Here is a 23,451-nt window from a genome sequence, read left to right as displayed (position 1 = left end):
GGCTCAGACCCGGCGGGCCTGCCCCCCGCGGTATCAGGCCTGCAGGCCGAGCGCCTGCTTCTGCAGCGCCACCAGCTCCTGGATGCCGCCCTCGGCCAGGTCCAGCAGGCGGTTCATGCCGGCGCGGTCGAAGGCGGCGCCCTCGGCCGTGCCTTGCACTTCGATGAAGTGGCCGGCGTCGGTCATCACCACGTTCATGTCGGTGTCGCAGTCCGAGTCCTCCACATAGTCCAGGTCCAGCACCGGCATGCCCTTGTACACGCCGACCGAGATGGCGGCCACGAAGTGCTTGACCGGCACGGCCGCGATGGCGCCGCGCGCCACCAGCGTAGAGAAGGCGTCGTAGGCGGCCACCATGGCGCCGGTGATGGCGGCGGTGCGGGTGCCGCCGTCGGCCTGGATCACGTCGCAGTCCAGGTTCAGGGTGCGCTCGCCGAACGCTTCCAGGTCGAAGGCGGCGCGCAGCGAGCGGCCGATCAGGCGCTGGATCTCCTGCGTGCGGCCGCTCTGCTTGCCGCGCGCCGCTTCGCGGTCCATGCGGCTGTGGGTCGAACGCGGCAGCATGCCATATTCCGCCGTCAGCCAGCCCTGGCCCTTGCCCTTCAGGAAGCCGGGCACCTTCTCCTCGATGCTGGCGGTGCAGATCACCTTGGTGTCGCCGCATTCGATCAGCACCGAGCCCTCGGCGTGCTTGGTATAGTGGCGCGTCAGGCGGATGGCGCGCAGCGCGTCGACCGGGCGGCCGCTGGGGCGGGATTCAAAAGTCATGGGTCAGTCTTTCCGGGTAAGTAATTGGGAGGATTTCTCGATCGCGCCGCGTATTTCCGCAATCGCGCGCTCGATCTCGTCGTCGTCGAAGGCGTCCACCGGGCCCGCCGCCCCTTCGGATGGCGCGCCGCGGCCGATGGTGGTGTTGACCTGGTCTTCGGGCAGCATTTCGGTCGAGATGATACTGGACATGCCGGCCGCCGTGGTGGGCGCCGCGTCGGCAACCGAACTGCCCTGCCACATGATGGCCAGCGCGGTGGCGTTGTCGCCGCTGGGGCCGCCGATGGCCACGGCCGCCTGCAGCATGTCCGGCACCGCCCGCACCACGGTCTGCGTGGCCAGGCGCTGCGCCAGGTCGGCGTCGCCCAGCACCGACCACAGGCCGTCCGAGCACAGCAGCATCACGTCGCCCGGCAACATGCTGGCGCGGCGCGACAGCTCCACCTTGGGCAAACTGGTCGCGCCCAGGCAGTTATACAGCTTGTTGCGGTCCGGGTGGGTGGCCCGTTCGGAAGCCGGCACCAGGCCCTTGGCGATCAGGTTCTCCACGTGCGAATGGTCGCGCGTGCGCGCCAGCACCTCGCCGCTGCGCATCCAGTACAGGCGCGAGTCGCCGCAATGCGCCCACACCGCGATATTGTGCTGGATCAGGCAGGCCACCACGGTGGTGCGCGGCGTCTCCGGCAGGTTGTGCATGGCCTTGTAGCGGTGGATCTCCTGGTGCGCGGCCATGAAGGCCTCCTCCAGGAAGCGCTCCGGCTTCTTCACATAGGGCGTGGCCTGCTGCTGGAACAGGGTGGAGATGGTCTGCATGGCGAGGGTGGCGGCCACCTCGCCGCGCAAATGGCCGCCCATGCCGTCGGCCAGCACCAGCAGCAAGGCGTCGCGCGTGAAGCTGTAGCCCATGCGGTCCTGGTTGACCTTGCGGCCGCCGATGTGGCTTTCCTGATATACGGAGAATTGCATGGTGGTCCCTGGATTGTCGTTACCGGTCAGGATTGCGTGGTCTGCGCCACGTCTTTCATACCACGGCCAAAACGGCCGAATTGCCCCAGCAGGCCGCGCACCTGCCCGCCCAGCTTTTCCAGCGCACCCGGCGCGGCCGGCGGCAGCACGGGGGTTTGCAGCACTTTCTGCATCTCAAACAGGCTTTGCGGCCGCGCCAGCGGGTCCAGCAGCAGCGCGCGGCGCACCAGCGCCACCAGTTCCGGCGTGTACATGCCGTCCAGCTTGGCGAAATGCCCCGCCATTTTATCCTCCTTGCGGCGCTGGTCGGCCGGCTGCGGCGGCGAGCCGACCATGCAGGCGAAGATCGACGCGCCGATGCTGTAGACGTCGGTCCACGGCCCCAGCGGCTCGGTCTTGACGTACAGCTCGGGCGGCGCGAAGCCGGGGGTGTACATCGGCGTCAGCTTGGGCAGGTCGCTGTTGACGGTCTGGCGCGCCGCGCCGAAATCCAGCAGCATGGGCGTGCCGTCGGTGCGCAAATAGATATTGGCCGGTTTCAGGTCCAGGTGCAGCAGCTGGTTGGCATGCACTTCGCGCAGCCCCTTGAGCACCTGGATGAAGATCTGGCGGATGAAAGCCTCGCCCGCCCGGCTGCCCCTGGCGCGCTGCCGCTGGATGTGTTCCTGCAGCGAATGGCCCGATTCGTAAGCCATTACCATGTAGACAGTCTCGTTGGCGCGGAAGAAATTCAACACTCTTACAACATTTGGATGCGAAATGCGTGCCAGCGCCCGTCCCTCCTCGAAGAAGCATTTCAGGCCGATGCGGAACACCGGCAGATTGGCTTTCGCTATGGAAGGGGCCAGTTCTCCGGGCTGGCGCAGCGCCAGCGCACTTGGCAGGTACTCCTTGAGCGCCACCGCATGGCCTTCCGCGTCATACGCCAGGTAAACAATACTGAACCCACCGGACGCAATTTTCTTTACAATGCGATATCCAGCTATTTCCAGCCCATCCGGCAGTGGAGCGTTGTTCTGTGCAGCCATAGGATTTCCTTGCTTCAACACCCGGATTGTGTGGATAAATCACTGTTTTGTAAAGTTTAAATCGGGGACATCCATTGAGCATTTCCAGCATGACAGGCTACGCGGTTGCCACCAGCGAAAGCGCGGCCGGGACACTGACAATAGAAATCAAGAGCGTCAATTCACGTTTTCTTGACTTGCAGTTTCGAATTAACGACGATTTGCGCGCGCTGGAACCCGATTTGCGCACTGCCATCATGGCGGCCATCACCCGAGGCAAAGTCGAGCTGCGCCTGAGCTTTGGCCGCAAGGCCGCCGGCGCCGGCGCCACCGCCCTGAACACCTCGCTGCTGGAGGAATTGTCCCGTTTACAAGCCGAAGTCGGCAAACATTTCGTCGCTGCCCCGGTGATGAGTGTGGCTGAATTGCTGCGCTGGCCGGGCGTGGTGGAAGAAGCCCAGATCGGCCAGGAAACCCTGCAGGCCGACGTGGCCGCGCTCACCGCGCGCACCGTGGCCGCCTTCGTCACCAGCCGCCAGCGCGAAGGCGCGGCGCTGGAGGCGATGCTGGTGTCCCGCATCGAATCCATGGAAGCGATCGTCAAGCGCATCACGCCGCTGATCCCGCAGGTGGTGGCCGCCTTCCAGCAGAAAGCCGTCGAGCGCATGCAGGAAGCGCTGGGCCTGGCCTGCCAGGGCTCGAACACCAGCCTGTCGCGCCAGGACGCGATGGAGCGCATCCGCCAGGAAGTGATCCTGTACGGCATCCGCATCGACGTGGCCGAGGAACTGGGCCGCCTGTCGGCGCACCTGACCGAAACCCGCCACATCCTGAAAAAAGGCGGCCAGGTCGGCAAGCGCCTGGACTTCATGATGCAGGAACTGAACCGCGAAGCGAACACGCTGGGCGCCAAGGCGTCCGTCAAGGAACTGGCGGACGCGTCGATGGAACTGAAGCTGCTCATCGAGCAGATGCGAGAACAGGTCCAGAACCTCGAATAAAAGTTACACGCCAAACAAATGGGGTCAGGGTTAATTATTCAGTTAATTCACCCTGGCCCCATTGTTTTGGCCCCCACCGTGCTGGCCCATTCTCTTATAATTCGGAATCCAACTACCGTTTTCTGAGCCATGTCCAAGATTCCATCCTTGAAGCTGCCTGCCGCCGCCCTGCCGGCCGAACCGAGCCAGGCCCGCAGCCGGCAGGCGCTGGAACGCTTGCTGGCCACCGGCGAGCAGCTGCTGGCGGAGAACCGCTTTGAGGAAATCGGCGTGGCCGACCTGGCGCGCCAGGCGCAAAGCTCGGTCGGCACGTTTTACCGCCTGCTGGGCGACAAGGAAACCCTGAGCCGCCTGCTGCTGGACCGCTTCTTCGGCGACCTGGTGCAGCAACTGGAAGCGCTGACCGCGCCTGCCCGCTGGGACGGCCTGCCGCTGGAGGACTTCGTGCGCGCCACCGTGGCCATGTTCGTGGCCATCAACCGCGGCCGCCAGGGCGTGCTGCGGGCCCTCATCATCCGCTCCTCGCGCGACGCGGACTTCCGCGACCGCGTGCACCAGATTAACCACCTGGTCAGCCAGCGCATCATCGCCGTGCTCCACACCAAGGCCGGCGCCATCCAGCATCCCGATCCGGCCCAGGCCATGCGCGTGCTGCCGCCGGTGCTGCTGGGGGTGCTGAACCAGCACACGCTGACCGGCTCGCTGGCCTTCCTGCCACCCGCCGAGCTGGAACAAGAGCTCACCCGCCTTGCGCTGCGCTACCTGACCTAATATTTTTTTCAAAACTATTGAAATCGGAATTCAGATTCCGTAATATGACTCCTGGACGCGGCGCAAAGCCGCGCGCGAACCGCTCCCCGGTTCGCCATAACAGGAGACGGCATGCACGAGCACGCGGCACAGGGTGACTGGCATTTCTTCGACGGCGGCCACGGCAGCATCGTACTGCTGCTGCACGGACTCGGTTCCTGCGGCGCGGACTGGGCGCCCCAGATCCAGGCGTTATTGCCGCACCACCGGGTGATCGCCCCCGACCTGCGCGGCCATGGCGCCAGCCCCGGCGCCCCCGGCCCCTGGCGCATGGCCGACCTGGCAAACGACATGCTGCGCCTGCTGGAGCGCCTCGCGCCCGGGGGCCCGGTGCACGTGGTCGGCTTTTCGCTGGGCGGCATGGTGGCGCTGGAACTGGCGCGCCGCGCGCCGCAGCGCGTGGCCTCGCTCTGCCTGATCAACTCCCTGCCGCTGCCGGCCGCCAAGCCGCCGGCCCTGCTGCTCACCTACTGGCTGCGGCGCGCCATGATCGCGCTGTTCGGCCTGGAAACGCTGGGCCGCATGCTGGGCAAAAAACTTTTTCCCCTGCCCGCCCAGCAAGATCTGCGCGAACGCTTCGCGCAGCGCATGGGCGCCATGTCGCAGACCGCCTATCTGGCCACGCTGGACGCCATCTTCCACTGGCACGGCCCCGAGCCGTCCACCCTGGCCATGCCGGTGCTGGTACTGGCCGCCGACGGCGACTACACGCCGGTGGAGCTGAAGCGCCGCTTCGCCGCCGGCCTGCCGCGCGGCCGCCTGGCCGTCATCGCCGGCTCGCGCCACGCCTCCACGCTGGACCAGCCCGCCCTGGTGAACCAATTGCTGCACGACTTTCTTACAACAAGGTGAAAAACCAAGAAGGAGACGTAATGAAGCTGACACCGATCGCCCTCGCCATCGCGGGCACGCTGTACCTGGCAAGCGCAGCACGGGCGGCCCCCGCAGAGCAGGCCGAGGCCGGGGCCGACGCCAGGGCCGAAGCGCCCCCGCCCATGGACACCGTGGTGGTTTCCGCGCGCCGCCGCGAAGAGCGCCTGCAGGACGTGCCGCTGGCGGTGACGGCCTTCGGCGCCAAGGAGCTGGAACGGCAGAACGTGCAGAACCTGGGCGACCTGCAGCAGCGCGTGCCCAACCTGACCGCCTACGCCTCGCGCGGCACCAATACCACACTGACCGCCTTCATCCGCGGCGTGGGCCAGGCCGACCCGGTGTGGGGCTCCGATCCCGGCGTCGGCATCTACATGGACGACGTCTACCTGGCGCGCCCGCAAGGCGCCCTGCTGGAGGTGTTCGACGTGCAGCGCATCGAAGTGCTGCGCGGGCCGCAGGGCACGCTGTACGGCAAGAACACCATCGGCGGCGCCATCAAATACGTGTCGCGCCCGCTCGCGCCAAGCAACGGCGGCAGCGCCGAGATCGGCATGGGCAACTACGCCCAGCGCAGCGCCAAGGCCGCGCTGAACGCCGCCAGCGAGGGCGGCGAGTGGCGCGCCCGCGTGGCGCTGGCGGCGCTGCGGCGCGACGGCTTCGGCCGCAACCTCACCACCGGCGCCGACGTCAGCGACCAGCACACCGACGCGGCGCGCGTCTCGCTCGGCTACTACGCCTCGCAGCTGCCGCTCACCGTGCTGCTCTCGGCCGACGGCGCCGACGACGATTCCCACATGCGCGGCTTCCAGCGCATGGCGCCGAACGCCTTCGATCCGCTCAAGCGCCCCGCCAGCGGCAGCCGCTACGACATCGCCAGCGGCATGCCGGACCGCAACCTGACCTACAACCGCGGCGCGGCGCTGAACGCCACCTACGCCCCGGCCGGCGCCTGGACCTGGAAAGCGATCGCCGCCAAGCGCCGCTCGCGCTCGGCCCAGACCATCGACTTCGACGGCCTGCCGCTGCCCATCGCCGACGTCTACGGCGACTCCAGCGACAGGCAGCGCAGCCTGGAACTGCAGGCGCTGCGCCAGGGCGAACTGGCCTCGGGCGTGATCGGCCTGTACCGCTTCAGCGGCTCGGCCGGCGGCCGCATTTTCAACAACTTCCTGGCGCGCCAGTTCACCGCCACCGACAGCACGGTGGACACGCGCAGCACCGCCATCTACACCGACTGGAGCGCGCGCCTGGGCGCGGACTGGGAGCTGAGCGGCGGCCTGCGCCACACGCGCGAGGAGAAGCACGCCGTGGTGCTGAACCGCGCCTTCAGCGACGCCGCCTTCCGCATCCCGGTGATGACGCTGGCCGACTTCGACAAGTCGCTCTCGGTCAGCAACACCTCGCCGCGCCTGGCGCTGGGCTACCGGGCGGCCAGCGCGGTGCGGCTGTACGCCAGCGCCTCGCGCGGCTTCAAGTCCGGCGGCTACAACGTGCGCGCCAACAACCTGGCGGTGCCCGACGCGTCCCATCCCTACCGCGACGAGAAGCTCGATGCGCTGGAACTGGGCGCCAAGTACGCCGCCGCCAGCGGCGCGCTGGACGTCAACCTGGCGCTGTTCTCCAACCGCTACCGCGACATCCAGCTGTCCGTGTTTACCAGCTACACGCAGGCCAACGGCACGCCCGGCTTCTACGGCGACTTCACCAACGCCGGGCGCGGCAAGGTGCGCGGCGCGGAGCTGGAGTTCGCCTGGCGCCCGGCGCCGCAATGGCGCGTGAACGGCTTCGCCGCCTGGATGGACGCCGGCTACGATGAATACCTCAGCGGCGGCAAGAACGTCGCCGCCCAGCAGCGCTTCTCCAACACGCCGCGCGCGCAGCTGGGCCTGAACCTCACCCACACCGCGCGCCAGGTGTTCGGCGGCGAACTGCGCACCATGCTGGGCTACGGCTACCGCAGCAAGGTCTACCCGACCACCGACCTGAGCGAGACCATCGCCCAGCCCGGCTACGGCCTGTGGCAGGCGGGCCTGACGTGGGAAGCGGGCCGCTGGAGCGTGGGCTTGCACGGCAGCAACCTGACCGACGTGCACTACCGCACGGACGGCTACAACATTCCCGCCGTGTCCGTGCTGAACGGCTTCTATGGCCCGCCACGCCAGGTGGGGGCGCGCCTCGGCTACCGCTTCTGAACCCCACTCGTCCGCCCATCCACTCATCGCCACACTCAAGGAGAACACCATGCTGCTATCGCCATTGCGTACACGCTGTATCCGCCTGCTAGCCGTGCTGGCCCTGGCGCTCCCGGCCGCCGCGCCGGCCTGGGCCGGCCAATGGGACTTCGGCGTCTATGCCAACCTGTGGGGTATCCGCGAATACCAGGTCTGGCTGCCCACCGGCTACAGCCCCGGCACGCCGCTGCCGGTGGTGCTGATGCTGCACGGCTGCGGTTCCGAGCCGAACAGCATGGCGGCCGTCAGCCGCTACAACGAACTGGCCGACCGCGAACGCTTCATCGTGCTGTATCCGCGCCAGAACGCCAGCGCCAACCCGAGCCGCTGCTGGAATTTCATGCTGGAGATTAACCAGCAGCGCGGCAGCGGCGAACCGTCGCAGCTGATGGGCATGCTGAACGCGGTCAAGGGAAGGTATAGCGTGGACGGCAGCCGCGTCTACGTCACCGGCATCTCGGCCGGCGGCGCCATGGCCGCCATCATGGCGGCCTGCTACTCGGACGTGTTTGCCGCCGTGATGGTGCATTCGGGCGGCATGTACAAGGGCGCCACCGGCCTGCTGACGGCGGCCGAATCGCTGCTGCAGGCCAGCCCCTACGATCCGGCACTGCGCGGCAAGGATGCCTGGCGCTGCTCCGGTTCGCCACGCCGGCTGATGCCGGCCATGGTGTTCCACGGCACCGCCGACATCGTCGTCAACCCGGCCAACGGCGACCAGACCATCGAACAGTTCCTGCAAACCAGCGACTGGGGCGACGACGGCGCCGACAACGACAGCGTGGCCTACCGCGCCAGCAGCATCGGGCGCTACACGGTGCCGTACGGCCGCAGCTATACGGTGGACAGCTACACCGCCAACGGCGTGCTGGTGGCGCAAAAATACACGGTGGCCGGCATGAACCACGCGTGGAGCGGCGGCCCGCCCGGCTGGCCCTTCAGCGACGAACTGGGACCGGACGCCACCGCCATCAGCTGGGCGTTCTTCAGGAACTACCGCCGCTAGCAGGGAGCGGAAGTCGACGCTTGCAAATGAGAAGTGTTATCATTCTCATTTATTTGCTATCTCCTAGCGCTCGTGCCGGCTTCCAACATGTCCAAAAATTCAACTTCCGCCCTCCCCTTCCGCCGCTCGCTGATCGCCGCCGCCGTGGCGTCGCTGTCGCTGGCGGCCCACGCGCAGCAGGCCGACAGCGCCGCCGCCCCGCTGGAATCGATCCAGATCACCGGCAGCTGGCTCGGCTCGGGCCTGCAGAACAGCGTGAAGAACTTCGCCGGCGCGCGCACCGTGCTGCAGAAGGAAGACATCGACCACACCGGCGCGGCCAGCATCGGCGACGTGCTGCGCCGCATTCCGGGCGTGCAGAGCACCGACAACTCCGGCACCGCCGGCAGCACCATCTCGCTCAACATCGGCGTGCGCGGCCTGACCGGGCGCTACTCGCCGCGCTCCACCGTGCTGCTGGACGGCATTCCGCTGGCCGTGGCGCCCTACGGCCAGCCGCAGCTGTCGTTCGCGCCGGTCAGCCTGAACAACATCGAATCGGTGGACGTGGTGCGCGGCGGCGGCGCGGTGCGCTACGGCCCGCAGAACGTGGGCGGCATCATCAACTTCCGCAGCCGCGCGGTGCCGGACGCGCCGGGGCTGACCGGCGACGCCTCGGTGCGCTACAACCACTTCGGCGAAGGCGGCCACAATACCCAGTACAGCGCCTACCTCGGCACCCAGCTGGACAACGGCCTGGGCCTGGCGCTGCTGTACTCCGGCATGGACGGCACCGAATGGCGCGCCGGCAGCGACGAGAAGGTCAACGACCTGGCGCTGAAGTTCCGCTACAAGCTGGACCCGCGCAGCGAGGTGTACGGCAAGCTGTCCTACTTCGACGTCACTTCGCGCACCCCGGGCGGCCTGACCGTGGCGCAGTACAACGCCAACCCGTTCCAGAACACCCGTCCCACCGACTTCTGGGACGGCGACCGCAAAAGCGCGGACGTGGGCTATCTGAACGCGCTGTCGGCCACCCAGGAATTCGAGATCAAGGCCTATTACAACGAGAGCGCGCGGCGCAGCGCGCTGATCAACGCGGCCAAGACCCAGATCACCTACCAGCCGCGCAACTACCAGGTGCTGGGCATCGAGCCGCGCTACACGCAGCGCTTCGCGCAAGCGATCGGCACCGGCCTGACGCACGACCTGACCGTGGGCTACCGCTTCCTGCGCGAGCGCGGCGACGACAACAACTACGTGCAGACCGTGGCCACCGGCGTGAACGGCGCCACCGCCACCTTCGTCAACGCCACCGACGCGCACTCGCTCTACATCGACGACCGCATCGCCTACGGCGCCTGGCGCGTCACCCCGGGCGTGCGCTTCGAGCGCATCAGCTCGGACCGCCTCGACGTGAGCGCCAAGCGCAGCTTCGTCACCGACAACGACAAGGCGCTGCCGTCGCTCAACGTGGCCTACCTGGTCAACCGCGCGCTGACCGTGTTCGCCAACTACCAGACTTCCTTCGGTTCGGTGCAGAACACCCAGCTCAATTCGCAGACCGCCGCCAATCCGCTCCAGCCGGAAGAGGCGAAAACGCAGGAACTGGGCGCGCGCTGGAAAAACGGCGCCATCAGCGCCGAAGCGACAGCCTTCCGCCTGAAGTTCGACAACCAGATCATCCAGGTGCCGGGCAGCACGCCGCCGGTGTTCCAGAACATCGGCGCCACCAAGCACGACGGCGTGGAAACCGCCATCGACTACACCTTTGACGAAGCCAGCGCGCTGGCCGGCCTGAACCTGTTCGCCAACTACAGCTACACCAAGGCGATCCAGGAGTCCGGCGCCACCGCCGGCAAGGACGTGCCGTTCTACTCGCGCAACACCGATACCGTGGGCGCGCGTTACCGCATCGGCGCCTGGACCATGAATCTGTCCAGCACCCACCAGGGCAAGCAGTTCTCCGACGCGGCCAACACCGTGGCCGAGGCGGCCAACGGCGGCGTGGGCCAGATCCCCGGCTTCCGCCTGTGGAACGCGCAGCTGAACTGGAAGCTGCCGGGCAAACCCGGATATGAAGTGATGGCCGGCGTGAACAACCTGGCCGACAAGCGCTACTACACCCGCAACGTGGACGGCAACCTCGGCCGCATGGTGGGCGCGCCGCGCATGGCTTACGTGCAGCTGCGCGTGGCCTACTAAACGCCGCATGCGCTGGCCGGGCGCAATGCCGGCAGTGCAGCTGCGCGACACCGCAGGTATCGGATTTCGATACTCCGTTCGGATTGATTCGGAAAAGTGACAGGGCATGGCAGCATGCGGCCATCCTTTCTCCCGGAGAATTCCATGCGCCATCTGGCAATTGCCTGCGCCGTCCTGCTGCTCAGCGCCTGCAGCACTTCCACCGTCCAGGACTACCCGGCCGCGTGGCCGCCGCTGAGCGGCATGTCGGCCGACTGCCGCGAAGTGGCGGGCGCTTACATCGATCTGAACGCGCGCCCGTGGGAGCCGGTCGATGCGGCCGGCAAGCAGCCGAACCTGTATGCCGCCTGGGCCACCTTGGGCTTTATCGAGCAGGGCAATGCGCCGGGACGCAAGCGCTCCTTCGCCCTCGCCTTCATCGACGCCGACACGCTGTTGATCAGCTATCTGATGGATAACCAGCCCGTCGCCAGCCGCCGGCTGGCGCGGAACAAATGGCGCTGCGACGCCGGCGGCCTGCACGTGACCACCATGGAACGCAGTGGCGCGCTGGTCGACAAGGTGCCCAACCACGGCGAGCTGCAGCGCACCGCGACACTGTACCGTGTCGGCAACACGCTCTACGTGCGAAGGGCCACCGACGCCCGCATCATGATGCTGCACGTGCTGCCCGAGCAGCGCTTCCGCAGCCAGTGGGAGCGCTTCCAGGCCGACTGATATGTGCTGACCTGTCAAATGCTGTCTGAATGTGTCATACACTGCGCCGGCAGCAGAACGGAGCGCGTTCCGACGGTTGATCAGTCTGCCATGCGCGGATTGGAAGCTTAATCCACGTCGCTTGAGGTCCGGCAGGTCAACCCATGATGTCTAGGCCAGCAGCGCCCGGTAAGCCAGGCGCTTGAACTCGAAGGTATAGGGATTCCAGAAGCCCATCTGGCGCTGCGCCATCAGCACGCCGGCGATGTGGTGGCGCGGATTGATCCACCACTGGGTGCCGGCGATGCCGCCCCATTCGAATTCGCCCGCGCTGTCCGGCGGATCGCCCTCGCCAGGGCGCAGCGTGACGGCGCCGCCCAGCCCGTAGCCTTTGCCGGACACCGCGCCCACCGTGGGAAAACCGATGCTCACGCCGGACGGCAGCTGGTTGCTCATCATGCCAGCCACCGTGTCCGGCCGCAGCAGTGCGGAGGAAGAGCCCGGCATCAGGCTGCGCAGCAAGGCCACCATGTCCGGCAGGCTGGACACCAGGCCGCCGCCGCCCGAATAGCGCGCCACCGGCGTCAGGTAAGCGCCCGGGTAGGGCGAGCCGGCCAGGCGGCGCAGACCGGGCGCCGTGGGGTCGCCCCGGCTGGCGCCGGCATAGTAGGCCGTCAGGCGCTCCTGTTTTTCCGGCGGGATGACGAAATACGTGTCCACCATGCCCAGCGGCGCGAACACCTCTTGCGCCAGGTAGCGGTCGAAGCGCTGGCCGCCGGCCACTTCCACCAGCCGCGCCAGCACGTCCGAGGCGATCGAATATTCCCACTGCTCGCCCGGGTGGAACGTCAGCGGCAGCGGCGCCAGCGATTCGATCAAGCCTTCCAGCGAACTGTCGGCGTGCATCACGCGGCGCGCGCTGTAGGCCTGGTAGATCAGGCTGCCAGGATCGAGGAAGCCGTAGCTCAGGCCGGAACTGTGGCACAGCAGGTGGCGCGCGGTGATGGAGCGGCGCGCCGCTTCGCTGTCATCCAGGCGGGTGGCGCCCGGCCGCAGCACGCGGCGCCGGCCCAGCGCGGGCAGATAGGTTTCCAGCGGCGCATCCAGCTGCAGGCTGCCGCGCTCCACCAGCTGCATCACCGCCACACTGGTGACCAGCTTGGTGTTCGAGAAAACGCGGAACAAATGGTCCTCGCGCAAGGGGACGCCGGCCTCCTTGTCGGCCCAGCCGGCGCAGTGGCGATCCACCACCCGGGTGCCGGACAGCAGCGCGCACGAGGCGCCCGCCAGGATTTCCGCGTCCACCCAGGCCTGCATGGCGCCGTGTACTGCCTTGAATTGTGTGCTCATGGCTGCACGGTAGCGCATGCCGGCCGCAAGCTCAAGCCTGGCCTGCTACACCGGCGGATGCGGCTGGGCCCGTTCGCGGCCGATGCCGTCGAACCAGTCCAGCGCGGCGCCCCACAGGGCTTGCGCTTGCGGGCGGAAGTAGCCCATGTGGCCGATCTTGCCGAGGCCGGACGCGGCCGGGTCGATGGTGATGCCAAACCACGGCGCGTTGCGGTAGCCGCGCATGAAGGCGTCGCGCGAGTTGGGCGGCGCCCACAAGTCGTCGATCGCGTTGACCGCCATGATGGGCGCGCGCACTGTGCCGAAACCGGCCGCCACCTGGCGCATTTGCGGGTCGTCGAAGAAGTAGTGCGGGAAGCGGCACCAGTGCTTCCACTGGCGGTACACGTCCAGCGGCAAGTCCTCGCCCATGCCCAGCTTGCTCCACGCCAGGCAGCCCTTCCAGCGCGTGAGCAGCGGGCCGATGATGTTCCACATGACCTTGACGCGCAGCCGCTCCGCCAGCGGCATCCAGCCGTGCCAGCCGGCGCCGGTGGCGAAGGTGTACAGGCCGTCCACCTTGTCGTGGTTGGGCAGCAGGCCGAAGGCATGGCCGCCGTAGGAATGGCCCACCATGTACAGCGGCACAGCCTGGCCGGGTCCGGCACCGCCCCCAACGCCATCGCCGGCCGCCACGGCTTCCACCGCCGCCGCCAGGTCGAGCCGGCCCCAGTCCAGGTAATCCATGCGGAAGCCGCGCAAGGTCGCCGGCTTGGACAGGCCGATGCCGCGGTAGTCCAGCGTCAGCACCGTGTAGCCGTTGGCGGCGGCGTACTCGGCGAAGCGGCGGTAAAAGCCCTGCGGCACGCCGGTGGCGCCGGCCACGATCAGGCGCGCCCGCTCGGGGCCGTGGCTGCGGTAGCGCAGCGCCGTCAGCGGGTAGCCGTCGGCGGCGTGCAGGGCGACACGCTCGGGCTGGCCGGCCGGGACCGGGGACACGGCCGCGACGGCGGCAGCCTGCGTCGCCTGAGCTGCGCCGGCGACATCGATGGCGGCAAGCTTGGCCTGCACGGTGCTTGGGGCGGGTACGGAGTTCATGGCTGTCCTCGTTGCAGTCAGGGTTGGGCGTCCAGCAGGGACAACAGGGCATCGGTGGCTTGCAGCATGGGCGTGGCGTCGTGCGCGACGCGCGCCTGCAGCAGGCCGCCTTCGTAGGCGGCCACGATCAGCGCGGCGAAGCCTTGCGCGCGCACTTCGCCGTGACCGGCCGCCACCAGCGCGGACCCGATGCGGGCGCGGATGGCGGCAAAACCGTCGGCCAGCGCCTGGCGCAGCGCCACGTCGGCCGCCGTCGATTCCAGCGCCACCGCCGCCAGCGGACAGCCGCGCTCGAAGCCGCTGCCGTCCAGGCCGCTCAGCGCGCGCCCGATCCACGCCTTCAAGGCGGCGCGCGCGTCCGGCTCGCTGAGCATCAGCTTGTCGAGCATGCCGCACATATAGGCCACCGTGCTTTCGATGGCGGCCACCGCCAGTTCGTTCTTACCACCCGGAAAGTGGTGGTACAGCACCCCCTTGGGCGCCTGCGCCTTGGCCAGGATGTCGCTCAGGCCGGCGCCGTGCAGGCCCGTGTAGCGCAGGGTATGGATCATGGCGCCGATCAGGCGGTCGCGGGTGGCAGGCGTTGTCATGATTGAATTCTATAGACCGGTCGGTCTAGCAGTCAAGCGCTATCTGTGGTTATCATCCATGCAAGGCGGCTAACGATCGGGGGCGGGCATGGTCAAACGGATCCGGGTGGGCATAGGCGGCTGGGACTTCGCGCCGTGGCGCGCAAGCTTCTACCCTGCCGGGCTGGCGCAAAAGCGCGCGCTGGAATACGCCAGCAGCCAGGTCACCAGCATCGAAATCAACGGCACCTATTACCGCAACGCCAAGCCGGCCCACTTCGCCAGCTGGGCCGCGCAGACGCCGGACGATTTCATGTTCGCCGTCAAAGCCAGCCGCTACTGCACCAACCGCAAGGCCCTGGGCGAGGCCGGCGAGTCCATCGGGCGTTTCATGGACAGCGGGCTGAGCGAGCTGGGCGCCAAGCTCGGCCCCATCCTGTGGCAGCTGGCGCCGACCAAGCGTTTCGACCCGGAAGAGATGGCGGCGTTCTTCCAGCTGCTGCCGGCCAAGCTGGGCACGCGCAAGCTGCGCCACGTGCTCGACACCCGGCACGCCAGCTTCATGTGCGCGGACTACCTGAAGCTGGCGCGCCAGCACAAGGTGGCCACCGTGTTTACCGATTCGGACAAATACCCGTCCTACGCCGACGCGACCGCCGATTTCGTCTACGCGCGGCTGATGTGCGCGCGCAGCGAGATCGCCACCGGCTACGGCAAGCCGGAACTGAAGCAGTGGGCCGCGCGCGCGGCGCAGTGGCAGGCCGGCGGGCAGCCGGATGACCTGCCGTACGCCGGCGCCGCCAAGACCAGGGCCGCCGGGCGCGACGTGTTCATCTACTTCATCAATGGCGCCAAGGAGCGCGCGCCGGCGGCGGCGCTCGGACTGCTGGCGGCCCTGGGGTAAAGCTGGCGCCGCCACGCGGAACGTGACTGATGGCAATGGGTATTGGTAGAATACGCCTTTGGGCGATGGAATTTGCCTCCCGCCCGCATTCGTTTTCGAAAGAACAACATGAGCCACACTACCGCCTTCTCCGGCAGCCTGTTCATGGTGGCCGCGCCCTCCGGCGCCGGCAAGTCGACGCTGGTCAACGCGCTGCTGGCGCAGGAACCCACCATCAAGCTGTCGATTTCGACCACCACCCGCGCCCCGCGTCCGGGCGAGGAACACGGCCGCGAGTATTTCTTCACCACGCCGGAAGACTTCGTGGCGCGCGCGCAAGCGGGCGAATTTCTGGAGTGGGCCGAGGTGCACGGCAATTACTACGGCACCTCGCGCATTTTCGTGGAAGAGCAAATGCGCACCGGCACCGACATCCTGCTGGAAATCGACTGGCAGGGCGCGCGCCAGGTCAAGAAGCAGTTCCCGCAGGCGGCCGGCATCTTCATCCTGCCGCCGTCCATCGCGGCGCTGGAAGAGCGCCTGCACAAGCGCGGCCAGGACGAACCGCACGTGATCACGCGCCGCCTGCTGGCGGCCGGCGGCGAAATCGCACACGCTCCGGAGTTCGAGTATGTTATTATCAATCAGGATTTTCCGGTCGCCTTGTCAGAATTGAGCGCGATTGTGAGAGCGGCCCGTTGCCGGTTTGCGCAACAAGCGGCCCGCAGTGCATCACTCTTCGCCCAGTTGGGCATCCATGCCGACCACGCTGAATAAACCGCTGAACAAGCACACGCTGTATTTTTAGGAGTTAAGATGGCCCGTATTACGATTGAAGATTGCCTGAAGAATGTACCGAACCGCTTCCAGCTGACCCTGGCCGCAACCTACCGCGCGCGCCAGCTGCTGCAAGGCCACACCCCCAAGGTGGAAGCCAAGGACAAGCCGACCGTGGTCGCACTGCGTGAAATCGCCGCCGGCAAAGTCGGCCTGGAAATGCTGAAAAAGGTTCCCATGTAAGTTGGGAGCCTGCGCTTCCTGCCCAGTGTAGTACGAGGTTCAAGCCCAAGCACACCGACACTGGACATGTATGGACCTGACTGACACCGATGTTACAGGCAAGCCCGCCAGCCGGGCCCGGCGCCCGGCCAAGATTGAGCCGGGCGTTCCCACATCTGCACCTTCCGCACCGCCACCTGTGACCTCTTCGCCACTCGCTACTCCTACTTTGACGGCGGGCGTTGCGTCCGTCACCCACCTGACTGAAAAACTGTCCGAATACATGACGGCGGCCGACCTGAAAAAGGTCAAGGAAGCCTACCGTTTCTCGGACGAGATGCACCTGGGCCAGGTGCGCAAATCCGGCGAGCCCTACATTTCGCACCCGATCGCCGTGGCCGAGATCTGCGCCGACTGGAAGCTGGACGCGCAAGCCATCATGGCCGCGCTGCTGCACGACGTGATGGAAGACCAGGACGTCAAGAAGGACGAGCTGATCGAGCGCTTCGGCGCGCCGGTGGCCAACCTGGTCGATGGCCTGTCCAAGCTGGAGAAGATCGAGTTCCAGAGCCAGATCGAGGCGCAGGCGGAAAACTTCCGCAAGATGCTGCTGGCCATGGCCTCGGACGTGCGCGTGATCCTCATCAAGCTGGCCGACCGCCTGCACAATATGCGCACGCTGGACGTGATGACGCCGGCCAAGAAGCGCCGCATCGCCAGCGAAACGATGGAAGTGTACGTGCCCATCGCGCACCGCCTGGGCCTGAACAACATCTATCGCGAACTGCAGGAAATCTCCTTCTCGCACCTGTACCCGCTGCGCTACCACGTGCTGGCCAAGGCCGTGAAGGCGGCGCGCGGCAACCGCCGCGAAGTGGTCAAGAAGATCCTCGAGTCGGTCAAGAACACGCTGGCCATGGCCGAGATCGAAGCCGAAGTGTACGGCCGCGAGAAGACCCTGTACGGCATCTACAAGAAAATGCGCAGCAAGCACCTGTCGTTCTCGCAGGTGCTGGACGTGTACGGCTTCCGCGTGGTGGTCGACAGCTTCCCCAACTGCTACGTGGCGCTGGGCACCCTGCACTCGCTGTACAAGCCGATGCCGGGCAAGTTCAAGGACTACATAGCAATCCGCAAGCTGAACGGCTACCAGTCGCTGCACACCACCCTGATCGGCCCCTACGGCACGCCGGTGGAATTTCAGATCCGCACCCAGGAAATGCACCGCACCGCCGAATCCGGCGTGGCCGCGCACTGGCTGTACAAGACCGGCGACATCAATTTGAGCGACATGCAGCAGCGTACCCACGCCTGGCTGCAGTCGCTGCTCGACATCCAGCAGCAGACCGGCGACTCGGCCGAGTTCCTGGAACACGTGAAGGTCGACCTGTTCCCGGACTCGGTGTACGTGTTCACGCCGAAATCGAAAATCATCGCGCTGCCGCGCGGCGCCACGCCGATCGATTTCGCCTATGCCATCCACACCGGCATCGGCGACCACACGGTCTCGGTCACCATCAACGGCGAGCCGTCCACCTTGCGCAGCGAACTGCGCAACGGCGACATCGTGGAAATCGTCACCGACGCGTCGTCGCGGCCGAGCCCGAGCTGGCTGTCGTTCGTGCGCACCGGCAAGGCGCGCTCGGCCATCCGCCACCACCTGCGCACCATCAACCTGCCGGAATCGATCGCGCTGGGCCGCCAGTTGCTGGCGCAGGCGCTGTCCACCGTCAACGTCGATCCGAACCTGCCGGGGCCGCTGGCCGAGCGCCTGCTGAACGAATCGAGCGCCAAATCGATGGACGAGCTGTACGCCGACATCGGCATCGGCAAGCGCATGGCCGCGCTGGTGGCGCGCCACATCTTCGGCCTGCTGGGCGGCGAATCGGCGGCGGCGCCGGTGGACCACAACAGCGCAGCCGAGCTGGACCCGGTGACCATTTGCGGCAGCGAGGGCGTGTCGGTACAGCTGGCCCAGTGCTGCCTGCCGATCCCGGGCGACGGCATCATCGGCCAGCTGCGGCGCGACCAGGGCCTGCAGGTGCACACGCTGGACTGCTCGCTGGCCAAGCGCCAGCGCCAGAAGGAGCCGGAGCGCTGGATCGCCGTCAAGTGGGGCGCGGACATCAACCGCCGCTTCGACAGCCGCATCAAGCTGCTCATCAACAATGAAAAAGGCATTCTGGCGCGGGTGGCGGCCGAAATCGGCGAGTCCGACGGCAACATCACCTTTGTCGGCATGGACGAGGACAAGGAACACGTGCTGCACCAGCTGCGCTTCACCATCCAGGTGAAGGACCGTGTGCACCTGGCCGGCCTGATGCGCAACGTGCGCCGCGTGGCCGGCGTCAACCGCATCCTGCGCGAGCGCTCGTAGTCCTGCGGCGCGGCGGCGTTACCCGTCGACGTCCTGCATGAAGCGCTCCAGCACCTGCCGGGTTTGCGTCAGCTTCGCCGCCTTCTGATCGACCAGGCGGATCTGCGCGCGCAGCGTCTCGCGCAGTTCGTCGCAGGGTTCGAAGATCCGCCCTTCCCCCCTGATGCAGGCAGAGAATTGCCGGATGGTGGCCAGCGTCATGCCGGCCGAGCCAAGCAGCTTGATCCGCTCGACAGCCTGCTCGTCCACCGGACCGTAATCGCGGTATCCCGTGCCGGTGCGGCGCGGCTTGAGCAGGCCTTGCGCTTCGTAATAGCGCAGCATGCGGATGCTCACATCGCAGCGCCTGGATAGTTCTCCGATCCTCATTTTCCCCTTGACCCTGACAGCGCTGTCAGCTTCTAGACTGCACGTTCCTTACCAACCGCAGGAGCATGCAATGTCGATTCAAGCCGCCACTAATCCAACCCTGATCAACGCCCAGCCGGCACGCGCGGCCGACCTGGCGCCCCTGGCTTTCGCCGGTTTCGCGCATTTTACCGCGCTGCAGGTCCGCGACCGCAAGGTCAAGGCAATCGACCTGCATCTGGCGCGGCTAAGGACAGCGTCCCTCAAGCTGTTCGGGGCCGCGCTGCCCGATGAGCAAGTCCTGCACAGGATCCGGCAGGCCATTGCCGCCGGTCCTGCCGATATGTCGCTGACGGCCACGGTCTACTCGCCGGACGGCGAGTTCACCGCCCGGACCGCGGGGACGGAGCCCGGCATACTGATCCGTACCGGCGCGCCCGCCGATGGCCCTGCCGGCCCGGTGCGGCTTGCCGCCGTCGCGCACGAGCGGCACCTGCCCGCGATCAAACATGTCGGCGAAGGGGCCAAGACCTACTACTTGCACCGCGCCCTGGAACAGGGGTTCGACGATGCCGCCTTCGTCGACCGGCACGGCAGGCTGGGCGAGGCGACCATCTGGAACCTGGCCTTCTGGGACGGGCATGCCGTCGTCTGGCCCCGCGCGGCAATCCTGGCCGGGACCATGATGGGCATGGTTCAGCGGCAATTGCAGCGCCTGGGCGTGCCGCAGCATCGCCGGGACATCACGCTCGCCGATCTGGCCAGCTTCTCCGGCGCCGCAATCATGAACTCCTGGACACCCGGCATTGCCGTCACCGCCCTTGGCGCGCATGCGCTGGCGGAAGCCGCGCCTTTCATGGCGCTGCTGAACAAGGCCTGCGACGCCGAACCCGCGCTGGCTGTTTAGCTATCGATTTTCCAGCGGCTCGTACCAGTAGGCCCGGTTGGCCAGCGGCGTTTGCGGCGACAGCAGCCGGTTCTCCAGCCGGAACAGGCGCCGCTTGCGCAAGCCCACTTGTGCGATCAGGCCGTCGTAAAACTGGTGGAAGATGCGGTCGAAGCTACCGTCGGCGATCATCGCGCGCAGGCCCGCCTCGATGCGCTCGGCCAGGCGCGGCTGGTCGGGCGCCACGAAGAAGTAGCGCGGCAGCGGCATATAGATGACGAAGCTGCGCTCCAGCGCCAGTTCCGGGAAAGCGCCGACGTAGGCAGCCTGCTCGTACACCGCCTCCTCCATCGAGCGCGGGAAATGCTGGAAGCGGTCGGCCGCCAGCATGCTGTGCAGGCCGGCGGTCGAATTGCCCAGCGCGACGGAAAAGCCGTCGTCCTGGAACACGGCCGTCGAACTCCACTGCCGCCCGGTTCCCAGCGGTATCCGCTTCAGCTGCGCCAGCGTGCGCACCGCGCTGAAAAACGACTGCCGGCGGCCGTCGATCAGCGAAATGCGGTAGCCGGACAGCCCCTTGTCCACCGGGATGCGGATCGGGATCAGTTTCTGCTCCCATTCGGCCGAGCTGATCTGCGCGCTGACGCCGATGCGCTTGCCATGCAGCATTTCCTGCAGCAGGCGGTCGCGCTCCATGGCCAGCGGCGCGGTGCGCAACGCGTAGGGCCCGTACTGCGCGCTGGACGCCGCCAGCGCCGCCTTCAGCACATGGTAGCTGTAGCGGTCGCGCAGGTCGGCGCGGCCGAAGTTGTGGTCGATGGTGTAGACGTCGGGCCCGCCCGCCCGGGCCAACGGCAGCGGCGGCATCAGCAGCGTGCCGAGTGCCGCCGCCAGCACACGGCGCCGTCTATTCGCTCGCAGGCGCAGGATAGCTCACCTTCAGGATGTCCAGTTCCTCCACCCCGTTCGGCGTGTGCAGCGTCACGGCGTCGCCTTCGCGCGCCTTGGTCAGCGTGCGCGCCACCGGCGAGATCCAGCTGATCTTGCCTTTCAGCGGATCGAGCTCATCGATGCCGACGATGGTGACGGTGCGCTCCTCGCCGCTGGGGTTGCTGTACGTAACGGTGGCGCCGAAAAACACCTGGTCGCTGCCGTGGTGCACGCTGGGGTTGACCACTTCAGCCAGGTCCATGCGCTTGGTCAGGAAGCGGATGCGGCGGTCGATTTCACGCAGCCGTTTCTTGCCGTAGATATAGTCGCCGTTCTCCGAGCGGTCGCCGTTGGAAGCGGCCCAGTGCACCACCCGCACCACTTCCGGCCGGTCGACGTCGATCAGCTGCAGCAGCTCGTCCTTGATGCGCTGGTAGCCGGCCGGCGTGATGTAGTTCTTGGAACCGGGCGGGATGGCCAGCGCCAGCGCCGCTGCTTCGTCGTCATCGTCGTTGTCGGTTTCTTTGGTAAATGCTTTACTCATGACTTCCACTACTTTCACGTATCATTGCCGCATGAAGCGATTGTACACACTCAAGCGCCGTTTGCCGCGCCGCCGCGCGCCATGAGCGAACAACCCGCCATCGCAGCGGCCCTGCAGCTGGCCCAGGCGCGCTTCGACGCCATCGTGCGCAACATGCCGGGCCTGGTGTACCAGTTCGAGCGCCACGCCGACGGCAGCGTGGCCTTTCCCTACCTGAGCGACGGCTGCCAGGCCCTGCTGGGCGTGACGGCCGCCGAGCTGCACGCGCAGCCGCAGCGCTTCTTCGAACTGATCCTGGAGGAAGACCGCAAGTCCTACCTGGACGCCATGCAAGCCTCGGCCGCCTCGCTGTGGAGCTGGAACTGGGAGGGCCGCATCTGGGTGGACGCCTGGAAGGACGTCAAGTGGATCAACCTGCGCTGCACGCCGCACGTGCTGCCCGGCGCCGGCACGGTGCGCTGGGAAGGCATCATGACCAATATCACGGAGAGCAAGCTGGAGCAGCTGGAGGTGCGCCAGAGCCGCGCCCGCCTGGCCGAGCTGACCGCGCACATTGAAAACGTGAAGGAGCAGGAGCGCACCCGCATCGCGCGCGAAATCCACGACGACCTGGGCGGCAACCTGACCGCCATCAAGATGGCGCTGGCCATGCTGAGCCGCCGCCTGCCGCCGGACGACGCCGCGCTGCAGGACAAGGCCGCCTACGTCGATGCGCTGGTGGACCGCACCATCGACGCGGTGCACCGCATTTCGCTCGACCTGCGCCCGTCCATCCTGGACTTCGGCCTGGTGGCGGCGCTGGAATGGCAGGCCAAGGAATTTGGCACCCAGGCCGGCATCGAGGTGGTGTTCGACAGCGCGCTGCGCGAGATCGAGCTGGACCCGGACCGCGCCAGCGCGCTGTTCCGCATCGTGCAGGAGGCGCTCAACAATATCGCCAAGCACGCGCGCGCCAGCAGGGTGGCGCTGCAGCTAAGCCGCACGCGCCAGTACATCATCCTGAAAATCAGCGACAACGGACGCGGCATTGCCCCGGCCGACCGCGCCAAGCCGCAGTCCTTCGGCCTGCGCGGCATGGCCGAGCGTGCCCGCGCGCTGGGCGGCACCCTGACACTGGGCCACGCGCCCGGCGGCGGCACGGTGGTCGCGATCAAGATAAAACGCGAAAATATGCACGCCGGTAACGGTGCACCCTCGTCCGCAACGCCCGGCGGCGCTACAATAGGGAAATGACACTTATTGCCGCAATGAAATAGTTCGGCCGCGCTTACGCCCCATGACAGACAAAGCCCTCATCAAAGTCTTCATTGCCGACGATCACGCCATTGTGCGCGAAGGCTTGAAGCAAATTTTGGCCGACACCCGCGACATCGTGGTGGCCGGCGAAGCGGAAAACGGCCTCGACGCCGTCAAGCTGTTCCGCAAATCGGGCTGCCACGTGATGCTGCTCGACATCTCCATGCCCGACCGCAGCGGCATCGAGGTGCTCAAGCAGGTAAAAAAGGACAAGCCCGAGCTGGCTGTGCTGATGCTGTCCATGCACCGCGAGGACCAGTACGCGATCCGCTCGCTCAAGGCGGGCGCGGCCGGCTACCTGACCAAACAAAGCGCTCCTAAAGAGCTAGTCACTGCGATCCGCCAGGTCGCCGGTGGGTTAAAATACATCAGTCCGGCGCTGGCGCAGGAACTGGCCAACCACGTGGGCGAGGACCACGAGGCGCCGCCGCACGAAACGCTGTCCGACCGCGAATACCAGACCCTGACCATGATCGCCTCCGGCAAGACGGTGGGCACCATCGCCAAGGAACTGTCGCTGTCGGTCAAGACCGTCAGCGAGTACCGCGCCCGCCTGCTGGCCAAGATGAAGCTGAAGAACAGCGCGGAGCTGACCCACTATGCGATCAAGAACCAGCTGATCGAATAGCGCTGAACGGAATGCAGGTTGT

The 23,451-nt window shown here is 66.9% G+C and carries 23 protein-coding genes; 14 read left to right on the top strand and 9 right to left on the bottom strand.

Annotated elements, in window-relative coordinates; all coding sequences use genetic code 11:
* Positions 1–33: 33 nt before the first annotated feature.
* The 3 genes from rph to ASD15_RS24140 are packed head-to-tail and all read right to left on the bottom strand — an operon-like array spanning position 34 to position 2,762.
* Complete coding sequence (gene rph / locus ASD15_RS24150) at positions 34–768, bottom strand: ribonuclease PH (RefSeq protein WP_057157586.1); 735 nt, start codon at positions 766–768, stop codon at positions 34–36.
* A 3-nt stretch (positions 769–771) separates the two neighbouring features.
* The gene (locus tag ASD15_RS24145; RefSeq protein ID WP_057157585.1) at positions 772–1,734 is read right to left on the bottom strand and encodes a PP2C family serine/threonine-protein phosphatase; all 963 of its coding nucleotides are present in this window, start codon (positions 1,732–1,734) and stop codon (positions 772–774) included.
* 26 nt (positions 1,735–1,760) lie between these two features.
* Entirely contained in the window at positions 1,761–2,762 is a 1,002-nt protein-coding gene (locus ASD15_RS24140; RefSeq protein WP_057157584.1) for a serine/threonine-protein kinase, read from the bottom strand.
* Positions 2,763–2,851: 89 nt separating this feature from the next.
* On the opposite strand from ASD15_RS24140, the gene ASD15_RS24135 reads away from it, so the two are divergent.
* The 7 genes from ASD15_RS24135 to ASD15_RS24105 all read left to right on the top strand — a co-directional run bounded on the left by ASD15_RS24135 (position 2,852) and on the right by ASD15_RS24105 (position 11,563).
* Complete coding sequence (locus ASD15_RS24135) at positions 2,852–3,742, top strand: YicC/YloC family endoribonuclease (RefSeq protein WP_057157583.1); 891 nt, start codon at positions 2,852–2,854, stop codon at positions 3,740–3,742.
* 129 nt (positions 3,743–3,871) lie between these two features.
* Positions 3,872–4,513 (top strand): TetR/AcrR family transcriptional regulator, encoded by a 642-nt coding sequence (locus tag ASD15_RS24130; protein WP_057157582.1) that lies wholly within the window; start codon positions 3,872–3,874, stop codon positions 4,511–4,513.
* A gap of 111 nt (positions 4,514–4,624) precedes the next feature.
* The gene (locus ASD15_RS24125; protein WP_057157581.1) at positions 4,625–5,404 is read left to right on the top strand and encodes an alpha/beta fold hydrolase; all 780 of its coding nucleotides are present in this window, start codon (positions 4,625–4,627) and stop codon (positions 5,402–5,404) included.
* A 20-nt stretch (positions 5,405–5,424) separates the two neighbouring features.
* A complete protein-coding gene (locus tag ASD15_RS24120) occupies positions 5,425–7,617 on the top strand; it encodes a TonB-dependent receptor (protein ID WP_082552113.1) in 2,193 nt (730 codons plus the stop codon).
* A 49-nt stretch (positions 7,618–7,666) separates the two neighbouring features.
* Positions 7,667–8,662 (top strand): PHB depolymerase family esterase, encoded by a 996-nt coding sequence (locus tag ASD15_RS24115; protein WP_057157580.1) that lies wholly within the window; start codon positions 7,667–7,669, stop codon positions 8,660–8,662.
* A gap of 87 nt (positions 8,663–8,749) precedes the next feature.
* A complete protein-coding gene (locus ASD15_RS24110) occupies positions 8,750–10,846 on the top strand; it encodes a TonB-dependent siderophore receptor (RefSeq protein WP_057157579.1) in 2,097 nt (698 codons plus the stop codon).
* A gap of 144 nt (positions 10,847–10,990) precedes the next feature.
* A complete protein-coding gene (locus tag ASD15_RS24105; RefSeq protein WP_057157578.1) occupies positions 10,991–11,563 on the top strand; it encodes a hypothetical protein in 573 nt (190 codons plus the stop codon).
* 150 nt (positions 11,564–11,713) lie between these two features.
* Here the strand turns inward: ASD15_RS24105 and ASD15_RS24100 are convergent, their stop codons facing one another.
* From ASD15_RS24100 to ASD15_RS24090, 3 genes are read right to left on the bottom strand one after another with little or no spacing between them, the layout of a single operon-like run.
* The gene (locus ASD15_RS24100) at positions 11,714–12,892 is read right to left on the bottom strand and encodes a serine hydrolase (protein ID WP_200954075.1); all 1,179 of its coding nucleotides are present in this window, start codon (positions 12,890–12,892) and stop codon (positions 11,714–11,716) included.
* Between the two features lie 45 nt (positions 12,893–12,937).
* On the bottom strand, positions 12,938–13,969 hold the full coding sequence (locus tag ASD15_RS24095) for a serine aminopeptidase domain-containing protein (protein WP_082552112.1): 1,032 nt from the start codon (positions 13,967–13,969) through the stop codon (positions 12,938–12,940).
* A gap of 17 nt (positions 13,970–13,986) precedes the next feature.
* Positions 13,987–14,559: a TetR/AcrR family transcriptional regulator gene (locus ASD15_RS24090; protein WP_057157577.1), complete on the bottom strand. Its 573-nt coding sequence runs from the start codon at positions 14,557–14,559 to the stop codon at positions 13,987–13,989.
* 88 nt (positions 14,560–14,647) lie between these two features.
* Between ASD15_RS24090 and ASD15_RS24085 the strand changes: the two genes are divergently transcribed.
* From ASD15_RS24085 to ASD15_RS24070, 4 genes are all read left to right on the top strand, one after another.
* A complete protein-coding gene (locus tag ASD15_RS24085) occupies positions 14,648–15,442 on the top strand; it encodes a DUF72 domain-containing protein (protein ID WP_082552111.1) in 795 nt (264 codons plus the stop codon).
* A 108-nt stretch (positions 15,443–15,550) separates the two neighbouring features.
* Positions 15,551–16,198, top strand: a complete 648-nt coding sequence (gmk, locus tag ASD15_RS24080; protein WP_057157576.1) for a guanylate kinase — start codon at positions 15,551–15,553, stop codon at positions 16,196–16,198.
* A 39-nt stretch (positions 16,199–16,237) separates the two neighbouring features.
* Positions 16,238–16,441: a DNA-directed RNA polymerase subunit omega gene (gene rpoZ, locus ASD15_RS24075; protein ID WP_005665923.1), complete on the top strand. Its 204-nt coding sequence runs from the start codon at positions 16,238–16,240 to the stop codon at positions 16,439–16,441.
* Between the two features lie 70 nt (positions 16,442–16,511).
* The gene (locus ASD15_RS24070) at positions 16,512–18,797 is read left to right on the top strand and encodes a bifunctional (p)ppGpp synthetase/guanosine-3',5'-bis(diphosphate) 3'-pyrophosphohydrolase (RefSeq protein ID WP_057157575.1); all 2,286 of its coding nucleotides are present in this window, start codon (positions 16,512–16,514) and stop codon (positions 18,795–18,797) included.
* 18 nt (positions 18,798–18,815) lie between these two features.
* Here the strand turns inward: ASD15_RS24070 and ASD15_RS24065 are convergent, their stop codons facing one another.
* Entirely contained in the window at positions 18,816–19,166 is a 351-nt protein-coding gene (locus ASD15_RS24065) for a MerR family transcriptional regulator (RefSeq protein ID WP_057157574.1), read from the bottom strand.
* Positions 19,167–19,236: 70 nt separating this feature from the next.
* Here ASD15_RS24065 and ASD15_RS24060 point away from each other — a divergent pair, with 70 nt between their 5' ends.
* The gene (locus ASD15_RS24060) at positions 19,237–20,052 is read left to right on the top strand and encodes an aminotransferase class IV family protein (protein WP_057157573.1); all 816 of its coding nucleotides are present in this window, start codon (positions 19,237–19,239) and stop codon (positions 20,050–20,052) included.
* Here ASD15_RS24060 and ASD15_RS24055 read toward each other — a convergent pair whose 3' ends face one another.
* Together ASD15_RS24055 and greB are read right to left on the bottom strand one after the other, a co-directional pair.
* A complete protein-coding gene (locus ASD15_RS24055; protein WP_229418316.1) occupies positions 20,053–20,928 on the bottom strand; it encodes a hypothetical protein in 876 nt (291 codons plus the stop codon).
* A gap of 10 nt (positions 20,929–20,938) precedes the next feature.
* Positions 20,939–21,505 (bottom strand): transcription elongation factor GreB, encoded by a 567-nt coding sequence (greB, locus tag ASD15_RS24050; protein ID WP_057157572.1) that lies wholly within the window; start codon positions 21,503–21,505, stop codon positions 20,939–20,941.
* Between the two features lie 81 nt (positions 21,506–21,586).
* On the opposite strand from greB, the gene ASD15_RS24045 reads away from it, so the two are divergent.
* Together ASD15_RS24045 and ASD15_RS24040 are read left to right on the top strand one after the other, a co-directional pair.
* Entirely contained in the window at positions 21,587–22,738 is a 1,152-nt protein-coding gene (locus tag ASD15_RS24045) for a sensor histidine kinase (protein ID WP_082552110.1), read from the top strand.
* Positions 22,739–22,781: 43 nt separating this feature from the next.
* The gene (locus ASD15_RS24040; RefSeq protein WP_057157571.1) at positions 22,782–23,429 is read left to right on the top strand and encodes a response regulator transcription factor; all 648 of its coding nucleotides are present in this window, start codon (positions 22,782–22,784) and stop codon (positions 23,427–23,429) included.
* The last annotated feature ends 22 nt before the right edge of the window (positions 23,430–23,451 follow it).

It is taken from the genome of Massilia sp. Root351, from assembly GCF_001425045.1.
Classification (GTDB): Bacteria; Pseudomonadota; Gammaproteobacteria; order Burkholderiales; family Burkholderiaceae_D; genus Rugamonas.
This window is presented reverse-complemented; position numbering and strand designations above follow the sequence as displayed.

Excerpts from the sequence above, each read along its gene's own strand:
- ASD15_RS24115 (WP_057157580.1), top strand. The coding sequence starts at position 7,667 with ATGCTGCTATCGCCATTGCGTACACGCTGTATCCGCCTGCTAGCCGTG.
- ASD15_RS24100 (WP_200954075.1), bottom strand. The coding sequence starts at position 12,892 with ATGAGCACACAATTCAAGGCAGTACACGGCGCCATGCAGGCCTGGGTG.
- ASD15_RS24070 (WP_057157575.1), top strand. The coding sequence starts at position 16,512 with ATGGACCTGACTGACACCGATGTTACAGGCAAGCCCGCCAGCCGGGCC.
- ASD15_RS24085 (WP_082552111.1), top strand. The coding sequence starts at position 14,648 with ATGGTCAAACGGATCCGGGTGGGCATAGGCGGCTGGGACTTCGCGCCG.
- ASD15_RS24040 (WP_057157571.1), top strand. The coding sequence starts at position 22,782 with ATGACAGACAAAGCCCTCATCAAAGTCTTCATTGCCGACGATCACGCC.
- ASD15_RS24140 (WP_057157584.1), bottom strand. The coding sequence starts at position 2,762 with ATGGCTGCACAGAACAACGCTCCACTGCCGGATGGGCTGGAAATAGCT.
- rph (WP_057157586.1), bottom strand. The coding sequence starts at position 768 with ATGACTTTTGAATCCCGCCCCAGCGGCCGCCCGGTCGACGCGCTGCGC.
- ASD15_RS24105 (WP_057157578.1), top strand. The coding sequence starts at position 10,991 with ATGCGCCATCTGGCAATTGCCTGCGCCGTCCTGCTGCTCAGCGCCTGC.
- ASD15_RS24125 (WP_057157581.1), top strand. The coding sequence starts at position 4,625 with ATGCACGAGCACGCGGCACAGGGTGACTGGCATTTCTTCGACGGCGGC.
- rpoZ (WP_005665923.1), top strand. The coding sequence starts at position 16,238 with ATGGCCCGTATTACGATTGAAGATTGCCTGAAGAATGTACCGAACCGC.
- ASD15_RS24090 (WP_057157577.1), bottom strand. The coding sequence starts at position 14,559 with ATGACAACGCCTGCCACCCGCGACCGCCTGATCGGCGCCATGATCCAT.
- ASD15_RS24110 (WP_057157579.1), top strand. The coding sequence starts at position 8,750 with ATGTCCAAAAATTCAACTTCCGCCCTCCCCTTCCGCCGCTCGCTGATC.
- ASD15_RS24120 (WP_082552113.1), top strand. The coding sequence starts at position 5,425 with ATGAAGCTGACACCGATCGCCCTCGCCATCGCGGGCACGCTGTACCTG.
- greB (WP_057157572.1), bottom strand. The coding sequence starts at position 21,505 with ATGAGTAAAGCATTTACCAAAGAAACCGACAACGACGATGACGACGAA.
- ASD15_RS24130 (WP_057157582.1), top strand. The coding sequence starts at position 3,872 with ATGTCCAAGATTCCATCCTTGAAGCTGCCTGCCGCCGCCCTGCCGGCC.
- ASD15_RS24145 (WP_057157585.1), bottom strand. The coding sequence starts at position 1,734 with ATGCAATTCTCCGTATATCAGGAAAGCCACATCGGCGGCCGCAAGGTC.
- ASD15_RS24045 (WP_082552110.1), top strand. The coding sequence starts at position 21,587 with ATGAGCGAACAACCCGCCATCGCAGCGGCCCTGCAGCTGGCCCAGGCG.
- ASD15_RS24065 (WP_057157574.1), bottom strand. The coding sequence starts at position 19,166 with ATGAGGATCGGAGAACTATCCAGGCGCTGCGATGTGAGCATCCGCATG.
- ASD15_RS24060 (WP_057157573.1), top strand. The coding sequence starts at position 19,237 with ATGTCGATTCAAGCCGCCACTAATCCAACCCTGATCAACGCCCAGCCG.
- ASD15_RS24135 (WP_057157583.1), top strand. The coding sequence starts at position 2,852 with ATGACAGGCTACGCGGTTGCCACCAGCGAAAGCGCGGCCGGGACACTG.
- ASD15_RS24095 (WP_082552112.1), bottom strand. The coding sequence starts at position 13,969 with ATGAACTCCGTACCCGCCCCAAGCACCGTGCAGGCCAAGCTTGCCGCC.
- gmk (WP_057157576.1), top strand. The coding sequence starts at position 15,551 with ATGAGCCACACTACCGCCTTCTCCGGCAGCCTGTTCATGGTGGCCGCG.